15 protein-coding genes and 3 pseudogenes are annotated in these 17,609 nt (G+C 69.4%); 8 read left to right on the top strand and 10 right to left on the bottom strand.

From position 1 onward, the window contains the following. The first annotated feature begins 301 nt into the window (after nucleotides 1-301). The gene (locus tag ABT147_RS11865; RefSeq protein WP_351404636.1) at nucleotides 302-703 is read left to right on the top strand and encodes an ATP-binding protein; all 402 of its coding nucleotides are present in this window, start codon (nucleotides 302-304) and stop codon (nucleotides 701-703) included. A gap of 46 nt (nucleotides 704-749) precedes the next feature. After that, the gene (locus ABT147_RS11860; protein ID WP_351404557.1) at nucleotides 750-2,090 is read left to right on the top strand and encodes an Nramp family divalent metal transporter; all 1,341 of its coding nucleotides are present in this window, start codon (nucleotides 750-752) and stop codon (nucleotides 2,088-2,090) included. Between the two features lie 139 nt (nucleotides 2,091-2,229). Here ABT147_RS11860 and ABT147_RS11855 read toward each other — a convergent pair whose 3' ends face one another. Together ABT147_RS11855 and ABT147_RS11850 are read right to left on the bottom strand one after the other, a co-directional pair. Continuing rightward, nucleotides 2,230-3,549 carry a hypothetical protein gene (locus tag ABT147_RS11855; protein ID WP_351404555.1) on the bottom strand — a complete coding sequence of 440 codons (1,320 nt, stop codon included), beginning with the start codon at nucleotides 3,547-3,549 and terminating at the stop codon, nucleotides 2,230-2,232. A gap of 128 nt (nucleotides 3,550-3,677) precedes the next feature. Then, a complete protein-coding gene (locus tag ABT147_RS11850; RefSeq protein ID WP_351404552.1) occupies nucleotides 3,678-4,187 on the bottom strand; it encodes a SigE family RNA polymerase sigma factor in 510 nt (169 codons plus the stop codon). A 160-nt stretch (nucleotides 4,188-4,347) separates the two neighbouring features. Here ABT147_RS11850 and ABT147_RS11845 point away from each other — a divergent pair, with 160 nt between their 5' ends. Then, nucleotides 4,348-4,872, top strand: coding sequence for a hypothetical protein (locus ABT147_RS11845; protein WP_351404550.1), 525 nt, complete (start codon nucleotides 4,348-4,350; stop codon nucleotides 4,870-4,872). A 240-nt stretch (nucleotides 4,873-5,112) separates the two neighbouring features. Beyond that, entirely contained in the window at nucleotides 5,113-5,340 is a 228-nt protein-coding gene (locus tag ABT147_RS11840) for a hypothetical protein (RefSeq protein WP_351404548.1), read from the top strand. A gap of 102 nt (nucleotides 5,341-5,442) precedes the next feature. On the opposite strand, the gene ABT147_RS11835 is transcribed toward ABT147_RS11840, so the two are convergent. From ABT147_RS11835 to ABT147_RS11815, 5 genes and pseudogenes are all read right to left on the bottom strand, one after another. Continuing rightward, on the bottom strand, nucleotides 5,443-6,573 hold the full coding sequence (locus tag ABT147_RS11835; protein ID WP_351404546.1) for an epoxide hydrolase family protein: 1,131 nt from the start codon (nucleotides 6,571-6,573) through the stop codon (nucleotides 5,443-5,445). Between the two features lie 89 nt (nucleotides 6,574-6,662). Then, a complete protein-coding gene (locus tag ABT147_RS11830) occupies nucleotides 6,663-7,169 on the bottom strand; it encodes a hypothetical protein (protein ID WP_351404544.1) in 507 nt (168 codons plus the stop codon). 182 nt (nucleotides 7,170-7,351) lie between these two features. Beyond that, nucleotides 7,352-7,554 (bottom strand): annotated as a pseudogene (locus ABT147_RS11825) (hypothetical protein). A gap of 178 nt (nucleotides 7,555-7,732) precedes the next feature. Further along, nucleotides 7,733-8,131, bottom strand: coding sequence for a hypothetical protein (locus tag ABT147_RS11820; protein ID WP_351404542.1), 399 nt, complete (start codon nucleotides 8,129-8,131; stop codon nucleotides 7,733-7,735). A gap of 409 nt (nucleotides 8,132-8,540) precedes the next feature. Then, a pseudogene (locus ABT147_RS11815) lies at nucleotides 8,541-8,819 on the bottom strand (RHS repeat-associated core domain-containing protein); the annotation flags it as partial. 70 nt (nucleotides 8,820-8,889) lie between these two features. Here ABT147_RS11815 and ABT147_RS11810 point away from each other — a divergent pair. After that, nucleotides 8,890-9,680 (top strand): IS5 family transposase gene (locus tag ABT147_RS11810; protein WP_502983077.1). Its coding sequence is split into 2 segments (ribosomal slippage): nucleotides 8,890-9,205 and nucleotides 9,205-9,680, totalling 792 coding nucleotides; the frame shifts between segments, so codons are not numbered across the junction. Between the two features lie 562 nt (nucleotides 9,681-10,242). Here the strand turns inward: ABT147_RS11810 and ABT147_RS11805 are convergent. The 3 genes and pseudogenes from ABT147_RS11805 to ABT147_RS11795 form a co-directional block, all read right to left on the bottom strand. Beyond that, a pseudogene (locus ABT147_RS11805) lies at nucleotides 10,243-11,310 on the bottom strand (RHS domain-containing protein); the annotation flags it as partial. A 670-nt stretch (nucleotides 11,311-11,980) separates the two neighbouring features. Then, entirely contained in the window at nucleotides 11,981-13,000 is a 1,020-nt protein-coding gene (locus ABT147_RS11800; RefSeq protein WP_351404534.1) for a CU044_5270 family protein, read from the bottom strand. Beyond that, a complete protein-coding gene (locus ABT147_RS11795) occupies nucleotides 12,997-13,665 on the bottom strand; it encodes an RNA polymerase sigma factor (protein ID WP_351404532.1) in 669 nt (222 codons plus the stop codon). The genes ABT147_RS11800 and ABT147_RS11795 overlap by 4 nt, the downstream gene beginning before the upstream one ends. Before the next feature lie 368 nt (nucleotides 13,666-14,033). Between ABT147_RS11795 and ABT147_RS11790 the strand changes: the two genes are divergently transcribed. The 3 genes from ABT147_RS11790 to ABT147_RS11780 all read left to right on the top strand — a co-directional run bounded on the left by ABT147_RS11790 (nucleotide 14,034) and on the right by ABT147_RS11780 (nucleotide 17,593). After that, a complete protein-coding gene (locus ABT147_RS11790) occupies nucleotides 14,034-14,894 on the top strand; it encodes a hypothetical protein (RefSeq protein WP_351404530.1) in 861 nt (286 codons plus the stop codon). 184 nt (nucleotides 14,895-15,078) lie between these two features. Further along, nucleotides 15,079-15,795: a Flp pilus assembly protein CpaB gene (gene cpaB, locus ABT147_RS11785; protein ID WP_351404527.1), complete on the top strand. Its 717-nt coding sequence runs from the start codon at nucleotides 15,079-15,081 to the stop codon at nucleotides 15,793-15,795. A gap of 184 nt (nucleotides 15,796-15,979) precedes the next feature. After that, complete coding sequence (locus tag ABT147_RS11780; RefSeq protein ID WP_351404525.1) at nucleotides 15,980-17,593, top strand: CpaE/TadZ family protein; 1,614 nt, start codon at nucleotides 15,980-15,982, stop codon at nucleotides 17,591-17,593. The last annotated feature ends 16 nt before the right edge of the window (nucleotides 17,594-17,609 follow it).

Below are 17,609 nucleotides of genomic sequence, written 5' to 3'. Positions count from 1 at the left end.
CATGACCTGGTCAAGAGTGAGTGGTGGCCGGGGCGGCGACGGAGTGCCCGGAACAGGCCGTAACCGGCCGGGGGTTCACGGCGTGCGTAAGCCGTACACAACCGCGTACACGCCCATCACGCGCGTACACCACCAATTGCGGACGTACCTGGGCGGTAAACAGGTATATGCACGGCCGGAAACGGGTATTCCTCCCCGTGTGCCGGGTACGCGCGGCGGCAACCCTGGAAGCATGCTGCAACTCTCCGGGGGCCTCCTTCCGGATTCCGGCCCCCACTTCGCCTCGTACCCCCAACCACCCATGGGCGCGGGCCACTTGAGCGTCGAGTACGACCCCCGGCCCACCGCCGCCGCCGAGGCACGCGCCCAGGTGCGCAGGCAGTTGGAGGGCTGGGGACTGCTCGACCAGACCGACACGGCGGAACTGCTGGTGAGCGAGCTGGTCACCAACGCGCTGGTGCACGCGGAGAGCCGACTGAAGCTGACCCTGTCGGCCTCGCACGGCGTACTGCGCTGCGAGGTGTCGGACGCGGACGGCCGCCCGCCCCGCGTGCGCCGGGTCACGGGGATATCGGAGAGCGGCAGGGGGATGTTCCTGGTGGACGCGCTCGCCGGACGCTGGGGCTGCCAACAGGACGGACCGGGCAAGACGGTGTGGTTCGAACTGGGCACCTGCGGACTCGACGGCTGTGGAGCACCGTAGGCACGCCCTCTTGTCTGCCGTGACCCTTTAGGGTTTCTTGACCCCCATGGCGGACACCACGGGAAACCCCACTGACACCCCCGCACCATCCGACATCAACCCCCCACCCCGTAAATCCAGTTGGAAGTACATCGGTCCCGGCATCGTCGTCGCCGCGACCGGTGTCGGCGCCGGTGACCTGGTCGCGACACTGATCGCGGGCAGCAACTTCGGCTACACCCTGCTGTGGGCGGCCGTCATCGGCTGTCTGGTCAAGATCTCCCTCGCCGAGGCGGCCGGCCGCTGGCATCTGTCCACCGGCCGCACCCTCTTCGACGGCTGGGCGAGCCTCGGCCGCTGGACGACGTGGTTCTTCGTCGTGTACGTCGTGATCTGGGGCTTCGTGTACGGCGCGGCCGCGATGTCCTCCAGCGCGCTGCCCCTCCAGGCGCTGTTCCCGGACGTCATGGACCTCAAGTGGTGGGCCGTGCTCTGCGGTCTGAGCGGTCTGGTCTTCGTCTGGTTCAACAAGTACGAGGTCTTCGAGAAGGTCATGACGGTCCTGGTGGGCGTCATGTTCGTGGTGACCGTCTACCTGGCGATCCGCGTCACCCCGAACCTCGCGGACGCCTTCGCCGGCCTCCTCCCGGTCCTGCCCGACGAGAAGGACTCGATCCTCAACACCCTCGGCCTGATCGGCGGTGTCGGCGGCACGATCACGCTGGCCGCGTACGGCTACTGGGTCAACGCCAAGGGCTGGACGAACACCGGCTGGATGAAGGTGATGCGCCTCGACAACCGGGTCGCGTACATCACCACCGGCATCTTCGTGATCTCCATGCTCTTCGTCGGCGCCGAACTGCTGCACTCCGCGAACATCGCCATCGCCAGTGGCGACAAGGGCCTGGTCCAGCTCAGCGACATCCTGGCCGACGAGTACGGCACGGCCACCGCCAAGTTCTTCCTGATCGGCTTCTTCGCCACCTCGTACACCTCCCTCATCGGCGTCTGGCACGGCGTGAGCCTGATGTTCGCCGACTTCGTGGAACGCTTCCGCCGCAAGGGGGAGACGGCGGGCGCGGTGGGGGCCGGAGGCGAGGCGGTCGCCTCCGGCCGGCACGAGAAGTCCTGGCCGTTCCGGGCGTATCTGCTCTGGCTGACCTTCCCGCCCATCGTCCTGCTCTTCCAGGGCCAGCCGTTCCGCCTGATCATCCTCTACGGCGTCCTCGGCGCGGCCTTCCTCCCCTTCCTCGCCGCCACCCTCATCTGGCTCCTCAACTCCTCCCGCACCCCCCGGGAATGGCGCAACGGCATCCTCAGCAACGCGATGCTGGCCATCGCGGGCCTGCTCTTCCTGGTCCTGGCCGTGAAGCAGATCTGGGACCAGCCGTGGGCGGACTTCTTCTGACCTCGACCTCTTCCGACCCCGACTTGTTCCGACCCCGACTTGTTCCGACCCCGACTTGTTCCGACCCCGCGCACGCCGATGGCGGCCGACCCCGTGGTCCGGCCGCCATCGGACGCCGCTCCGGGCGCCCCCGTTCCCGCTAGCCGAGCGTCCCCCACTTCTCACTCGTGGCGATCTCCCTCAGCTGCGCCATGGTGAGCGCGGGGGTCTCGCGGGTCGCGGCCGTGTGCTGGGCGCCGGAGTTGAAGGCGCTGATCACGACCCGCAGCCCGTCCGTGCGGAGCGTGTCCACGGTCCACATGACGACCCCCTCGCCGCCCTTCTCACCGGGCTTCCGCTCCGCGGCGACCTTGGTGCCGTCGGGCAGGGTCTCGGCGTCGGCGCCGAACAACGAGTCCGCGACGTCCGCCATCCCCGGCTGCACATTGACCTGCACCAGGCTCCGCCCCTTGCCGTCGTCGAGGACGACGAACGCGAAGTCCGACTCCTGACCGCCCTCCCCGACGACGTCGACGCCGTCGGGGAGGAGACCGGTGAGCGTCTTCCGAATGGCGTCACCGTCGACCATCGGGGGATCGACGGCCCCACCCCCGGGCTGCTCCGTGGACGACTCCACCTTCTCCCCTTGATCCTCCTGGCCCTTCTGCCCCTCCTGCGCCGCCTCGTCCTCCGGGATGGCGTCGATGACCTCGCGCCAGCCCGAGTCCAGGACGAGGTCCTTCAACTGGGCGGTGGTCAGCGGAGGTTCCGGGCGGGAGACGGGCGAGCCCTTCTGCGCCGGGGCATTCCACTCCATGACATTGATGTCGTACCCGTCGGCGGTGACCAGCTGCGCGAACCAGTGCTTGGTCTCCTCGCGGCGGTCCGGGTACTCGTACCCCTGGAAGAGCATCAGCCGCGAACCGTCCTCCAGCACGCTCTCCGTGCAGGCGTCGAAGTCGGTGAACGCCTTGTCCGGGCACTCGGTCAGCTGCCGGGCGTTCTCACCGCCCCCCTCGACCCGCCCGAGCCCGATCTCCACGGCCGCCGCGCCCTTGCCGTCGTCGAACACGACATGCGCGTACGGCCCGAGCGGCGCGTCCGTGCCACGCGCCGACTCCCCGCTGAACTTCCCCGTGGGCAGCAGATCCTTGAACCGCTGGACGAGCTGGGCCCCGGACACCGCGCCGTCGCCGCCCTCGGGCCCCTCCCCGCCGGTCCGCTCAGCCGCCACGGACTGCCTCGCGCCCCCGCCCCCGTCGCCGATCCCGGGCAGCAGGAACGCCCCGCCCACCCCGACGAGCGCGATCCCGGCGACCCCGCCCAGCATCGCGGCCCGCCGCCGGAACAGCAGCCGCCGACCGCGTGCGGCTCCGCCGCCGGCCAACGTGTGTCCCTCGGGCTCGAAGGTGTCGCCGGCCCGGCGCAGGGCGTCGCCGAGCCTCTCCTCGAAGGGGTCTTCGTGCTGGTCAAGAGGCATGACGAACCGCCGTTTCCGCGAGTGGGTGTGACTGTGACCGTGGGTGTGGGTGCGGCCGTGACTGTGGCCGTGACTGTCGGGGTGGGCGTGGCTCGTGTCCGGTGTTCTGTCGGCCGTCTTGTCGGCGCTCAGGGGGTGACGTACTCACCGATGCCGTCGCCGAGGAGGACGCGCAGTCGGGCGAGAGCGCGGACGCAGCGGGTGCGCACCGCGGCGGAGCTGGCGTTCATCGCCGTGGCGGTCTCCTCGATGGAGCGGTCCTCCCAGTAGCGCAGGACGACCACCGCCCGGTCCTTGGGCGGGAGTTGGGCCAGCGCCTCGACGAGGGTGAGCCGCAGGGTCGAGTCGGAGCCGGGGGCGGCGGGGACGTCCGGGATGACGTCGGTGGCCCGTTCCCGGCTGCTGCGCCGCCGCTGATGGGCGAGGAAGGTCCTGGTCAGCACGGTCTGCGCGTACCCGGCCGGGTTGTCCGCCCGCCGCACCCGCCCCCACTTCACGTACAACCGCCCGAGCGTCTCCTGCACGAGGTCCTCGGCGAGATGGGTGTCCCCGCCGGTGAGCAGACACGCGGACCGGTACAGGTGTCCCGCGCGCGCCGCCGCGAACTCCTGGTATTCGTCCGCGCGGACTTGTCTCATCTCTGGCTCCCCCTGAAGGAGTTCGCATGGGCCGTCGCCGCTTCGCCGCGTCTTCGTCTCTCACTTCATTGATGCGGTGGCCCCCGGGGAATGTTTCATGGACGGGGGAGGGATACGGTGCCGTACGAGTCACACCAACGGGGCAGAGGAACGAACCGCCATGGACCAGCCTGATCAGGGCCACCAGCCGCCACCACCGCCATGGACACCGCCGGGCGGCCCCCAGGGCTTCGGCCCGCCGCCCCCGCCGTACGCGCCCCCGGCCGCGCCCCCCGGCCCGCCACCGCAGCCGTACGCGCAACCGCCGTACCCCCAGGGCGGGCCGCCACAGCAGCAGACGTACGGGCAGCCGGCGGCGCCGCCCTACCCGTACTCCCAGCCGCAGGCGGGCGCGGCTCCCGGCCAGGGCCCGGAGTTCCTGGCCGTCGACCGCCGCAACTCCGTCGTCGTCGACAGCAACGGCGTCGCCTTCGAGGACCACGGCGTCTCCGTCGACTTCACCTGGCCCGAGATCCGCAGCGTCCACTACAAGGCGAGCGGCAACGGCAAGGCCCTCATGGTCGCCGTCATCCATGTCGACGGCGGCTTCTTCGAGTGCACGGTCGAGGCGAAGCCCCGCGAGCGCCTCCACCAGTGGTTCGCCCACCTGGCCCAGGTGCTCGGCCACTACCGCCCGATGGGATGAGGACGCACCGCCGGGGCCTCGTGCGCAGCCGCGAATGGCCGGGTACCGCCCGGTCGGGCTGACGCGCGGGGTCTATAGGCTTCCCTGGCCCGCCCTTCACGACTTCTCCGCGACTTCTCCGCAATCCGTGCGAGTGCACCACAAGGGGCCACCGGGCCGCAGGAGCCGTCTGGCGCCTTGCTTGTCATGCCCATGCCCATCTCGCGTGGCGACCCCCCTCGGAGATCCAAAGGAGCCCCCATGAGACCCCTCGTCAAGGCCGTCCTGGCCCCCGTCTGCGCCCTGGCCGGCGTCGTGGCCATGGCCGTACCGGCGGAGGCCGCGTTCTCCCCGAACGAGACATGGACGAGCAACCCCTACTACGGCAACCAGGCCCCGTACGGCGCCTTCGCCGACGTGACCGGGGACGGCCGCGCCGACGCCGTCGTCGTCAACGGCACGGGCGTCACCGTATGCCGCTCCGCCTGACCACGCGTCGTGTCCCGTACGGCCCGGTGGGGGGTCGGGCCGTACGGGACACGGGCGGGAGGCGATGCGCCGGAGCCGGGTGGTGCGGGGCGGTGCGGGTCGTCAGCGGAGCGGGCCGAAGAACTCCCGCACGTCGCCGGCCAGCAGATCCGGGACCTCCAGGGCCGCGAAGTGGCCGCCGCGGTCGAACTCCGTCCAGCGCGCGATGGTGTTGGCCTGCTCGGCCCAGCGGCGGATCGCCACGTCCTCGCCGAAGTTGGCCACCGCGGTCGGCACCCCGGAGGTCGCTACCGGGAACCAGTCGCCCACATGGCTGTTCTCGTAGTACATACGGGCCGCGGAACCGGCCGTACCGGTCAGCCAGTACAGCATCACATTGGTGAGCAGGGTGTCCCGGTCGACCGCGTCCTCCGGCAGTTCGGCCGAGGAATGCGTCCACGCCTGGAACTTCTCCATGATCCAGGCGAGCTGGCCGACGGGGGAGTCCGTGAGGCCGTAGGAGAGGGTCTGCGGGCGGGTCGACTGGAGGGCGTTGTAGCCGAAGCCGTCCGTGGTGAACTCGCCGATGCTCGCCAGGCTCCGCAACTCCCGCTCGCTGAGCCCCTCCCGCTCCGCGTCGTCCACCGGGCCGAGCGGGATGAACCCGACCGACGCGGCGTTCACATGGACGCCGACCACCGCCTCCGGGGCGACCCGGGCCAGCGCGGGGGAGACCAGCGCGCCGAGGTCGCCGCCCTGGGCGCCGTAACGCTCGTAGCCGAGCCGGCGCATCAGCTCCGCCCAGGCGCGGGCGACACGGCTGACGTTCCAGCCCTTCTCGCGGGTCGGCCCGGAGAAACCGAAGCCGGGGATGGACGGGATCACCAGATGGAAGTCGCTCAGGCGGTCGATCACCCCGAGGAACTCCACGATCGAGCCCGGCCAGCCGTGCGTGAGGATCAGCGGCAGCGCGTCCGGCGCGGACGAGCGCACGTGCAGGAAGTGCACCCGGGCGCCGTCGATCTCCGTGACGTACTGCGGGATCTCGTTGAGCGCGGCCTCGTGCTTGCGCCAGTCGTAGGCACCCCGCCAGTGCGCGGCGAGGTCACGGAGATACGGCAGCGAGGCGCCGTACGCCCAGCCCGCGTCCGGGAGTTCGTCCGGCCAGCGGGTGAGGTCCAGCCGGGTGTGCAGATCGTCCAGCTGGGCCTGAGGGATGTCGATCCGGTGGCTGTGCACGCTGTTGTCTGTCATGAGTCCAAGGTAGGAAGGCTTGCGGACAGGTTCTGTCCGCAAGCGTCGACGACTTGCTCTGACACGTGCTGATTTCTACCGGCGGCGGTCTACCACCAGGATGTGCAGGTGACGCCGGTGCTCCCGTTGGGGCCGTTCACGGACGCGCAGACACGGAAGGCCCGGCTCGCCGAGTTGCTGGTCGGGTAGGCCGGGGTCGTGATCCTCTTGCCGGCCGTCGTCACGCTGAACGGACCGCACTGGATCCACGAGACCTTGTTGTCGTTGGTGACGTCCATCCAGACATCGGCGCGGACGCCCGAGTTCCAGTTGCTGCCGCTGCCGGCCTGGATGACGCCCCATCCCATCGACCTGCCGTTGACGCTGCCGGTCTGCATCGCGTACGAGGCGACGGCGTGCGGATTGTCGAGAACCAGCGCTCCCGCGCCCCCCACACCCCGGCCACTGAGACTGTCGGGAATGTCGGTGAACCCCTTCGCGCCCCCCACACAGTCCGACGCCGCCGCCTGGGAGACACCGGAGGAACCGGCCACGAGCCCTGCCCCGAGCACGAGCGCGGCTGTTCCCACGCTGAAGATCCGGCGGATGTTACGCATGTCGTTCCCCTGGTCGAATGATCGAACGGTCGAAGAGACGGCGGCCCCCGGCGAGACCTCCCGGCGCGCGGAGCCACTGTCGGCGCACCGATGCTCACGCACGCTCTCCCACGAGGACAACCCTTTCGATCCTGCTCGAAAGGCATTGACCGGAGGCTCCGCAGGAGCGAGATCCCCGCGCATCAGAGCAGGTGGTCCACCTTCCCTGCCTTGATGTCGCGAATGAGCGTACGAAGCGCTTCCCGGGTGTCGGTGAGGTAGGCGTCCTCGGCCCCGGCTATGGCTATGGCTATGGAGGCGTTGCCGGTGGGGTCGGTGCGAGGCGGAAGCAACTGGCTCCCTCACCGCGGAGCTGGAGGGGCTCCTCCCACGTGATGTCGTCCACAGGGCGTCTCCTCACAGGGCGTTGACGATGGAGTGGACGAAGTCGCGCGACGCCTCCGTGACAGGGCGATCCGCTGGGCGGTGACCAGCGGGGGGCAGTCGCGAGGCCGCAATTCTCGGTCAGCCTTCTCGGCGTGTCGCCGGACGCCAGGATGTTGCCCCGCTCTTGGAATTGCTCATCATTCTTCCGGGAGTGCGACCTGATGTAGGTGCTCAAGAATGAGGCCGAGGTCCGACAGTGCCTCGAAGCAGAATTCCTGATCCTGTGTATTCACGGAATGGACAATGTTCGCGAATGCTGGACTGTTCAGCCCCTGTGCTTCGTGAAGAATCCGCGTCGGAACCAGCAGCCAATTCTTTCTCGTCCTGTCGAGTGTCCACTCGACTTGGGTTGGCAGGGCCCTTACGGCATCTTCGATGAGATGCGCGACGCTTTCGCGGGCAGACGTGTAGCGCCACCCCATGTACGGCACCTGAGGGTATCCGTAGACAGGGTGCTTCTCTGCAGGCAGAGAAAACCATTCAAGTTCTCCGAACCTGCTGAGGACTTCCATCGCGCGGGCACTACGGGTCGACATGTGAGAATCCATTCAAGCGTTACCAGAGGGGGCCTGTGTACCCTCCGTCTTGGATTATTAGCTTCTTTCCGAGGTTCAGTAGTCGGATTGCTCGCTCGAAGTCGCCATACGGAATGGGATCCGAACGCATTACTGGATCGTACACATATCGACCGTCTGTATATACATCGTGATAGCGGTATTCTGTCACCGTTCGGCCCGAATTCTCGGGGATGTTGATAACGGGGTCGTTGCGTGACGTGAAGTTGATGATTTTCCCCTCTCCTCCAGTTTCTCGGAGGATGAACGCGGCGACCTCGGAGCAATCGATATTCCCGCCGATCGGTGCGGACCGCATGGCTTCGGTCGCTGCTTCGCCGGCAGGGAAACTTGGATTCGGATCCCTAAAGTCAAATATACCTCGGTCGCCTTCACCCTCGGGATAATCCGGCGCAAGCCCGAGGGAATCGGATCGCGTGTGCGGGTTGTAGACGTAGGAGGCAGGGTTGGGTGCAGGTGAGAGCCCAAGAGGGTCGGGAGTCAGGTAGCGGGCTGTTTCAGGGTCGTAGTGGCGGAAGTAGTTGTAGTGCAGACCCGTTTCCGGGTCGTAGTACTGGCCGGGGAATCGGAGTGGTGTGTAGGCGGTGCTGTTGGCCGCCCATGCCGTCGTGCCCCACAGTGTGCTTCGAGCTCGTAACAGGATCTTGCCGAAGTGCCCTGGTCGGGCGTGACCGACGTGATGATTCGACCGTTCGTGGTGTGTGACGACTCGGCCGTGGATCGTGGACGACGACTTGTGGGCGCTGATCGAACCGTTGCTGCCGCCGTGGCCGGAGGGTTCACCAGGGCCGAGACCGGTGCCGGACCGGCTGTGTCTGCAGGGCATTCTCTACGTCCTGCACCAGGACGTCGCCTGGCAACTCCTGCCGTTGGAACTGGGTTTCGGCTCCGGGCAGACCTGCTGGCGGCGCCTGGACCGCTGGCAGAAGGCTGGAGTCTTCGAGCAGTTGCACCGGATCCTGCTCGCCGAGCTGCATGCGGCTGGCAAGCTCGACTGGACTCGCGCGTGCGTGGACGGGTCCCACGTCCGTGCGAAAAGGGGGGTGCCGCAACCGGTCCGTCACCGGTCGACCGGCGGAAGACGGGCAGCAAACACCACCTGATCTGCGACGGACACGGCATCCCGCTCCACGTCATCACGACCGCGGCCAACGTCAACGACATCACCCAGACACTCAACTTGATCGACGGCATCCCGCCGGTGGCCGGACGTCCTGGCCGTCCACGACGCCGCCCCGAATCCGTCCTGGGCGACAAGGCCTACGACTCCCGAGCCGTGCGGCGCGAGCTGCAACGCCGGCGCATCATGCCGGTGATCTCCCGCAAGGGCGCCCCGAACATCAGGGGCCTGGGCAAGCTCCGCTACGTCGTGGAGCAGACCTTCGCCCTGCTCCACCAGTTCAAGCGCCTCGCTGTCCGCTGGGAGCGACGTCTTGAACTGCACGACGCACTCGTCTCGCTGGCATGCGGCTTCATCTGCTGGAGGCGACTCAAGAGACAGGTAGCGTGATCACCCGAGAGCTTCGAGTACAGGCCAGGCACCGGGTCCGGCTACGTCGCCGGAATACGGGAAGGGCGAACCTGTGTCGCGAGACATGGTCAGAGCCAGCGAGCTGTTGACCGAGCACGAGGTCGAACTGCTGACTCGTGCGCTCCTGGAGTGGGGCGGCCCCGCACACTGCAGCGATCAACTCGCCTTCGGCATGGGGTTCGCCGGCGCGCAGGATCTACTCCACCAGTGCCAAAGGCTCCGGAAGGCTCTTGGCGAAGACGCCCCACTCGACGCAGCGGACTGGGCACGGACACTTCTGGCTACAGAGATCGTCTTCGTCAGCGACCTCGCCGGCTCGGGCGTCGAATGGTCAACGACCACAGGGCGCGACGATGCGGCGACGATCAGGATGCTGCGGGTGATCCAGCGGAAGCTGGCCCGGACCGTCAGTCCCTACTACGGAAAGCGACCGAGCGAGTAGCGCAGGGGCCACTCCGTCAGGTTCCACGACTCGAAGATCTCTCGACCGCTTCACTTCGGCTGCACCCCGGTCAACGCAGAAGATCGTGTTACGAGCTCTTCGGGTCCGCCACGCGATCTCTCCCTGCTCGTCGACGAGTTCGCTCGGTGTGCCCACCAAGTCCGTGACGATGGCGAAGAAGCGCGAGTCGATTTCACCCTGCGATGCTTCGGCGGCGGTGATGCGCTCCGTCTGGGCGATCGGGCGCAGGCCTTGGTGGTCCCAGGTGAGGATGACCGGGTTGGAGAGGTCCGAGGAACTGGTGGTCTGTTCGCAGAGTGTCGTGCCGTCCCAGGTGAAGTCGGTCCGTTCGATCACCGTGCAGCCGTCGTCCGCCAAGCGGAGCTTCGCCGTGCGGCGCCCCAGCGGGTCGTACGTGTAGCGCCAGCGGGTGCCGTCCGGGGTGGTCGCCGATGTCAGGTGGTCCTCGACGTCCCACTCGTACCGCCAGGTGTCCGGTTTGCAGGACAGGCGGGGCTTCTGGCGGGCGCTGACGCGGCCGAGGGCGTCGTGTTCGTAGCGGACCTTGCCCGCGTGGGTGATGCGGGTGCCCTTGTACATGCGCGGTCCCGTCGCCTCGTGGCCTGGGTGGTTCGACGGCCACGACGCCGACGACTGGTTGCCCGCCTCGTCGTACGCGTACGTCTCCATCCAGTTCGCCGCGTGGACCGCTGTCACGCGGCCCGCCGCGTCCAGGTCGAAGTGGCGGGTGCCGGAGAGCCGGTCGTCGATGCCGGTCAGGTTGCCGTCGGCGCGGTAGGTGTATGCGCGGTGCTGGATCGAGCGGTCGTCTGCTCCCCTGACCGACTGGGCCGTCAGGCGGCCCACGGAGTCAAAGGTGTGGTGCAGGGTGACCGTCTCGCCGATGCGGCGGGTCAGTTCGCGGCCGGCCGCGTCGTAGGTGAAGTCGACAGTGCGGCCCGAGACTGTCATCCCCGTGCGGCGACCGGTCGCGTCGTACGTCCAGGTCGTTGTCGCGCCTGTCGGTGTCGTGCGGGATGTCCGTCTGCCGAACTCGTCGTATCCGTAGGTCAGTTCGCGGCCGTCGACCGTCTCCGAGCGCACCAGGCCGAAGCGGTCCCGCAGGATCGTCAGCGTCGTACCGTCGGGGCCCGTCGCCTGGGCGAGCCAGGATTGTCGTGCTCCTGGGGCCTGTCGCCGACGGTGTCCCTCAGCCCTCGCTGAGCTGCTGCCGCCTCCGTCGCGTCGTCCAGACCATTCCTGACAGTGCCCTTGATCCCGCCCGTCACCGCCCCCCCGCGCCGCCCCCGCCCCCTTTGTCCCGAGGAGATCGAGGACGACCCGGCCGCCGAACTCGGACGGGTCCTTCTTGGCGGACTGCCAGGTGTCCTTGAGGGCCCGGTCCGGGTGGGCCACGGTCGACACCAGCCCGGACAGCGTCATGTTGACGTTCTGGTAGTACTCGGCGGGGTGGGCGATGTTGTACGGGTCGAGGGCGTTCATGCTGCGGCCGAAGCTGATGATGCCCGCGGCTCCCCGGCGCGTTCCGGAGGGGGCGGGGGAGCGGCCTCGGTCGGCTCCGCCGGATCGGTCGGCTCTATGTAGTCGAAGATCCTGGACCGGCGTCGCACACCCTCCGCCGCTCCGCCGCCCTCCCCGCGATCAGACATGCGTGCGATCATCGCGTCGGTGCGCTGAGGGCTGCAACGCCGATGCCTTTGCCGCCGCGCAGAAGACCTCACGGCGGGCGCGCGGAACACCTGACGGCGGGCGCGTGCGCCGGACCCCTACGACATGCGCGCCCGCCTCCAGGCACGAGGCAACGGCGCCCGCCGGTCTACGCCCCCGGCCGCTCCCGATACTCGTCCACAACCCCCCGCTTCAGCACAGCGGTCTCGCTCAGGATCGTGCCCTTGTCTCCCATCGGGCCGTCCACCGTCAGATAGCTGCGTGCGCCCAGGTACGTGAGGCTGTCCCGGTCGAAGATCCACTCGGTGGCCCACGCCGAACGCCCGTCGACACGACGGATACCGACGCCGCGCCGCCCCGCCGGATCCACCGCGTCCTCGATCCGGGTCACCCCGGGGATCTTCGCAGCGGCCCCGTACAGCGCGGCGGCGGTCTCGGGCGGCATGACCGACGCGTTGAGCAGTTCACCGATCTTGTCGAAGACGGCCTGCGACCGCTCCTGGCCCTCGAACGGTTTGATCAGACGGCGGAGTTCGGCGAGCAGTTCGTCGGGGTCCGTGGGCAGGGCGGCCAGCCACTTGTACGTGGGCCGGTCGATGCCGGCCGGGACACCCGGCGACCCCGGCGGCAGCAGTTCCCGCAGCGGGTAGTAGTGGCCGTCCTCGTGGTGCAGGGCCAACTGCTTCACCGGGCCCGGCTCCTGGGACACCCATTCCTCCCGTTCGTGCAGCTGCCCCGGCACGTACGGGCTGTTCTCGTCCTTGGCCTCCGCCCCGGCCGTCAGGCTCTTGACGTAGACCAACTGGTCGTCGCGGACCGGCTCGACCTCCGTCCGCGCCGCGACATCGGCGATCCGGTCGAGCAGGACGACGGCACTCTCACCGGCGGACGGCCGCACGCCGTAACCGGAATCGGAGCCCGAGGTCGTGACCAGGCCGACGATCAGTGCCCCGGCCAGCGTCAGCGCGGCGGCGGGCAGCCACAGCGCCGGGCGCGGCAGCCGGGGTCGGCGCGGACGGGCGGCCTCCGGGGCGGAGGCGGCGGGAGCCGTGGCTTGGGCGTCGTCGTCGATCAGTCGCATCAGACGGTCCTTGTGGTGGGCGAGGCGACCAGGCGGAACGTCCCGTTCGGGCGGGGGCGGCAGCAGTCGGGCCAGCTCCTCGTTCATCGGGATCCCTCCTGAATCTCCTTGAGCGGAAGGGCCGCGAACACGGCCTCGCTCTCCACCTCTCCGTGACGACGCCCCGGTTCCACACCGTTTGCGCGGGAATCCGCCCGCTGCTCCCGCAGACGCTCGTCCGTGAGGCGGCCGAGCCGCGCCCGCGCCCGCGAGAGCCGCGACCGTACGGTCCCCACCGGGACGCCCAGCGCCTCGGCCGCCTGCCCGTAGTCGAGGCCGGACCACACGCACAGCGCCAGCACCTCCCGCTCCGCGCGCCGCAGCCGGCCGTACACCTCGCGTACGGCGGCGAGCCGGCGCGCGTCGTCGAGGCGCCCGGCGGTCTCGTCGGCGAAGTCGGCGACCGGGGCCGGGGCGGGGCGGCGGGCCAGGAACGCCAGTCGACGGCCGCGCGCCCGGCCCGCGTTGCGGGCCTTGTTGGTCGCCATGCCGAGCAGCCACGGCTTCAACGAGCCGCCGTCCGGCTCCAGTCGTTCCCGGGTGCGCCAGGCGTCGAGGAAGGTGTCCGCCATCACCTCCTCGGCCGTCGACCAGTCGCCGGTCAGCCGGTAGGCGTGGTTGTAGACGGCCCGCGCGTACGCGTCGTAGACCTCCGCGAAGGCCTCCCGGTCCCCGGCCCGTATCCGCTCCCGCACCCTTTCGGGGTCACTCATCTCGTATGCACCTCTCCCACCTCACACCCCTGTCTCTCCGTGCGGTGGGAGAGGTTCCGGTGACCTGTGCCACAGCCGGGGGAACCGTCCTTCGTCAATACTCCCGCGCGAGACCTGTTCACCCGTACGGGTGGCTCAACGCCCGCGCAGGCATGCCTAGTTGAGGCATATGCGTCTCACTCTGTGTGGATACGGCCGCACCTTCCGTGAGTTGATCAAGGAGATTCGGTGTTGATCGGGCCATGCCGTGGATATGGTGCTGATGCAAGACGATGCGGGAGGGACGTCGAGGGAGACGTCACTCCTCACAGGGGCCGTCTGAGGCGGTGGTCGACCACTCCGCCGAAGTGAACGGGGTGGTGTGCAGCGTGCCGACCGCGATAGCCGTCACCAGTTCCGATCTGGTGCTCCCACCGCACGACCGGCAGACCCCGCCCGCGGTCGTACAGCCGCAGAAGACCCTCGAAGCCTCCCTGTACGGCATGCACGCGCTCATCGAGCAGCACGGGTACGTCATCGCCCTCCACTCGACCTCCGACGAGTCGGCCCTCGCCCGGCGGCTGCACACCGTCCGTTCCGTGCTGGAGAGCGACCGGATCGCCCTGCTCGGCGTGGACCTGCCCCCGCTCGGTCTCGCCCTGCTCGCCCAGCAGTTGCGGCAGCTGTCGGTGTGCGACTTCAGCCCGGGGGTGCTCGCCTCCTCCGTACGCCTCCTCGCGCACTACATCTACGCCGGTGCCCTCCTCGGCTCCGTCGCCAAGCTCGACCGGGTGCCGGTCACGCTCAAGTCGCACGCCAAGTCCTGGCTGCCGGGCGCCCAGTTCGCCGTACTGGCCAACCCGCGGCCACAGCTCGTCCGCCTGCACACCGCCGACGAGGAACCCCTCGCGGGGCCCGAGTTCGGCACCCGGCTGCTCGTCGCGCAGGGCCCGCAGCCGCCGTCCGACTGGGTCACCGCGACGCTCGCGCCGGCCTGGCAGGTGCAGGGGTCCCTGCCGGTACCACTGCCCGAGGGGTCCGCGCGCTGGTGGGGGACCGGCAAGCTCGTCGAGTTCGCCGCCGGCCTCTCCGACGTCTCCGTGCTCTACCAGCTCGTGTCGTCCGTACGCCGCGAGACGTGCCACTGGTGCGGCCTCGAACTCATCGGCGACCGCTGCGGGTTCTGCGCGGCCCCGCTCCGCGAACCGGAACCGCCACCCGTGCGCGCGCTGCCACGGGGCGCCACATGACAGCCGTACGACAACTGAACAGGCCGTAGGCCGCGAAGGCTTCGCACGAACCCGTCAGTCTGTCTCTCCCCCCGATCGAGGTCGTTCGGCTCATGCCGCATCACTCCAGGGGCCGACCCCCGGACCCCCAGCAGACAAGCAGGCCCGCTCAACTGCCCGGCACTTCCCCACGAGGTGAGAAGTAGTGAACTCACGCCAGCGCCGCGGCGTCATCCTGCTGGTCCTCTCGGCCCTGTGCGCCCTGGCCGCCTTCGCCGGCGTGCTCTCGGTGATCCGGGACGTGAACGCGAAGGTCGGGCCCGAGGTGACGGCGTACCGGCTGAAGAACGACATCGCGCCCTACAAGGAGCTGTCGGCGGGCGAGTTCGAGAAGATCACGATGCCGGAGCGGTGGCTGTCCGGCACGGCGGTCACCGATCTGTCGGAGATCCGCGGGAAGATCGCCGTCACCCAGCTCAGCAAGGGCTCCCTGCTCCAGTCCGACATGATCGTCGACCGTCCCGAACTTCAAGCCGGACAGCAGGAGATCGCGATCCTGATCGACGCCTCCACCGGTGTGGCGGGCAAGATCAACCCGGGTTCGCGGGTCAATATCTACGCCACCTTCGAGGAGAAGGACAGCGACTCCGGCAAGGACACGTCCAAGCTGATGGTCGCCGACGCCCGCGTCATCGACGTCGGCAAGCTGACCCCCCTCGAATCCGGGCAGTCCAGCAGCGACCGCCGACGCACCGCGACCGAGGCCGTCCCGATCACCTTCGCGCTCGACACCGCCGACGCCCAGCGCGTGGCGTTCGCCGAGTCGTTCGCCGAGCACGTCCGTCTCGCCCTCGTAGGGGGCGGCGAGGCCACCGTCGTCGTACCGGACGACCGTTCGTACACCCTCGACGAGGACAAGTAGGAGGCCCCGCGATGAGGTCGGTCCGGAACGTCCGCACGAGGACATCTCGAACGGAGATGCGTCGAACGCCCCTACGGGTGGGCATGCTGACGGGAATGGGACGAACGAGGGTGCCGTGGGGGCCTCGGGTGCCCACGGGGCGCAGCCGATGTGAGACGTCCGCGACCGGAACGGGAATCCGCCGATGACCATCCGCATCCTCCCCGTCGCCGGGGACCTCGACTCGGCCCGCGCCCTCACCACCCTGCTCACCCAGCTGGCCGACGCCGAGCCCGCGCCGCACGTGTCCGACTCCACGGCGCTCCTCGACACCCTGGCGCGGCTGGCCGCCGAATCGCTGGACGAGCTGCCGGAGGTGGTGCTCGTCCATGAACGGATCGGCCCGGTACCGGCGTTGGACCTGGTCCGCGATCTCGTCCTGCGCTTCCCGGCGGTCGGCGTCGTCCTCGTCACCTCCGACACGAGCACCGGCGTCCTCACCGCCGCCATGGACTCCGGCGCCCGCGGCATCGTCAACCTCCCCCTCTCCTACGAGGCCCTGGCCGAGCGCGTCCAGGCCGCCGCCGCCTGGTCGGCCGGCATGCGCCGCCACCTCGGCAGCCCGGCACCGGAGCTGTACGCGGGCCCCGGCGGCACCGTCGTCACGGTCAGCGGCGCCAAGGGCGGCGTCGGCGCCACGGTCACCGCCGTCCAACTCGCCCTCGCGGCCCGCGCGTCCGGCCGTACGGTGGCCCTCCTCGACCTCGACCTGCAGTCGGGGGACGTGGCCTCCTACCTGGACGTGCAGTTCCGCCGCTCGGTCGCCGACCTGGCCGCCATCACGGACATCAACCCCCGCGTCCTCCAGGAGGCGGTCTACACCCACGACACCGGCATCGCCCTCCTCCTCGCCCCCGCCGAGGGCGAACGCGGCGAGGAGGTGACCGACCGGGTGGCCCGCCAGATCCTGGCCACCCTCCGCTCCCGGCACGACGTGGTGATCGTCGACTGCGGCTCCCAGATGAACGCGGCCACGGCGGCGGCCGTCGAGATGGCCGACCACGCCCTCCTCCTGGTCACCCCCGACGTCGTCGCCGTCCGCGCCGCCAAACGCATGGTCCGCCTCTGGGACCGCCTCCAGATCCGCAAGGCCGAGGAGACCCTGACGGTCGTCAACCGCCACTCCCGCGCCACGGAGATCCAGCCCTCGCTGATCGAGAAGGTCACCGGCACGAAGGTGGCCCGCGCCGCCGTCCCCGCCGCCTTCAAGGAACTCCAGTCCGTCGTCGACGCGGGCCGCCTCCAGGACCTGGACGCCCGCTCGGTCGTCAAACAGGCCCTGTGGGCACTGGCCGGCGAACTGGAACTGGTCGCCGCCCCGGAGAACGGCCACGGCGGCCGACGCCGCAGGTCCGCCGACCGGGGCGCCCTCGTCCTCCGCCGCAAGAACAACGACCGGGGCTCGGCGACCCTCGAATTCGCCGGAATGTTCCCCCTCATCCTCGTCACCATGGCCATCCTCTGGCAGGCCGCCCTCTACGGCTACACCTACTCCCTGGCCGGCAACGCCGCCGACGAGGCCGCCCGCGCCGCCACCGCCGCCTACGCGACAGACGGCGACATCACCGCCGCCTGCGAAGCCGCCGGCACCCAGCACCTCCCCGGCGCCTGGTCCGACACCTCCATCGACTGCACCCCTGAGGGCCCCCTCATGCGAGCCGAGGTCCAGGCCAACGTCCCCCTCTTCTTCCCAGGCTTCGACGCCGGCTGGACAGTGAACGGCGAGGCGGGCGCGGCCCTGGAGGGAGACCCCCAATGACCCCACCCGACGAGCC

It is taken from the genome of Streptomyces sp. NPDC001868, assembly GCF_040297125.1.
In the GTDB taxonomy this organism is placed as follows: domain Bacteria; phylum Actinomycetota; class Actinomycetes; order Streptomycetales; family Streptomycetaceae; genus Streptomyces.
This window is presented reverse-complemented; position numbering and strand designations above follow the sequence as displayed.

Excerpts from the sequence above, each read along its gene's own strand:
- ABT147_RS11780 (WP_351404525.1), top strand. The coding sequence starts at position 15,980 with ATGACCATCCGCATCCTCCCCGTCGCCGGGGACCTCGACTCGGCCCGC.
- ABT147_RS11795 (WP_351404532.1), bottom strand. The coding sequence starts at position 13,665 with ATGAGTGACCCCGAAAGGGTGCGGGAGCGGATACGGGCCGGGGACCGG.
- ABT147_RS11850 (WP_351404552.1), bottom strand. The coding sequence starts at position 4,187 with ATGAGACAAGTCCGCGCGGACGAATACCAGGAGTTCGCGGCGGCGCGC.
- ABT147_RS11860 (WP_351404557.1), top strand. The coding sequence starts at position 750 with ATGGCGGACACCACGGGAAACCCCACTGACACCCCCGCACCATCCGAC.
- ABT147_RS11830 (WP_351404544.1), bottom strand. The coding sequence starts at position 7,169 with ATGCGTAACATCCGCCGGATCTTCAGCGTGGGAACAGCCGCGCTCGTG.
- ABT147_RS11845 (WP_351404550.1), top strand. The coding sequence starts at position 4,348 with ATGGACCAGCCTGATCAGGGCCACCAGCCGCCACCACCGCCATGGACA.
- ABT147_RS11800 (WP_351404534.1), bottom strand. The coding sequence starts at position 13,000 with ATGAACGAGGAGCTGGCCCGACTGCTGCCGCCCCCGCCCGAACGGGAC.
- ABT147_RS11820 (WP_351404542.1), bottom strand. The coding sequence starts at position 8,131 with ATGTCGACCCGTAGTGCCCGCGCGATGGAAGTCCTCAGCAGGTTCGGA.
- ABT147_RS11855 (WP_351404555.1), bottom strand. The coding sequence starts at position 3,549 with ATGCCTCTTGACCAGCACGAAGACCCCTTCGAGGAGAGGCTCGGCGAC.
- ABT147_RS11840 (WP_351404548.1), top strand. The coding sequence starts at position 5,113 with ATGAGACCCCTCGTCAAGGCCGTCCTGGCCCCCGTCTGCGCCCTGGCC.
- ABT147_RS11835 (WP_351404546.1), bottom strand. The coding sequence starts at position 6,573 with ATGACAGACAACAGCGTGCACAGCCACCGGATCGACATCCCTCAGGCC.
- ABT147_RS11865 (WP_351404636.1), top strand. The coding sequence starts at position 302 with ATGGGCGCGGGCCACTTGAGCGTCGAGTACGACCCCCGGCCCACCGCC.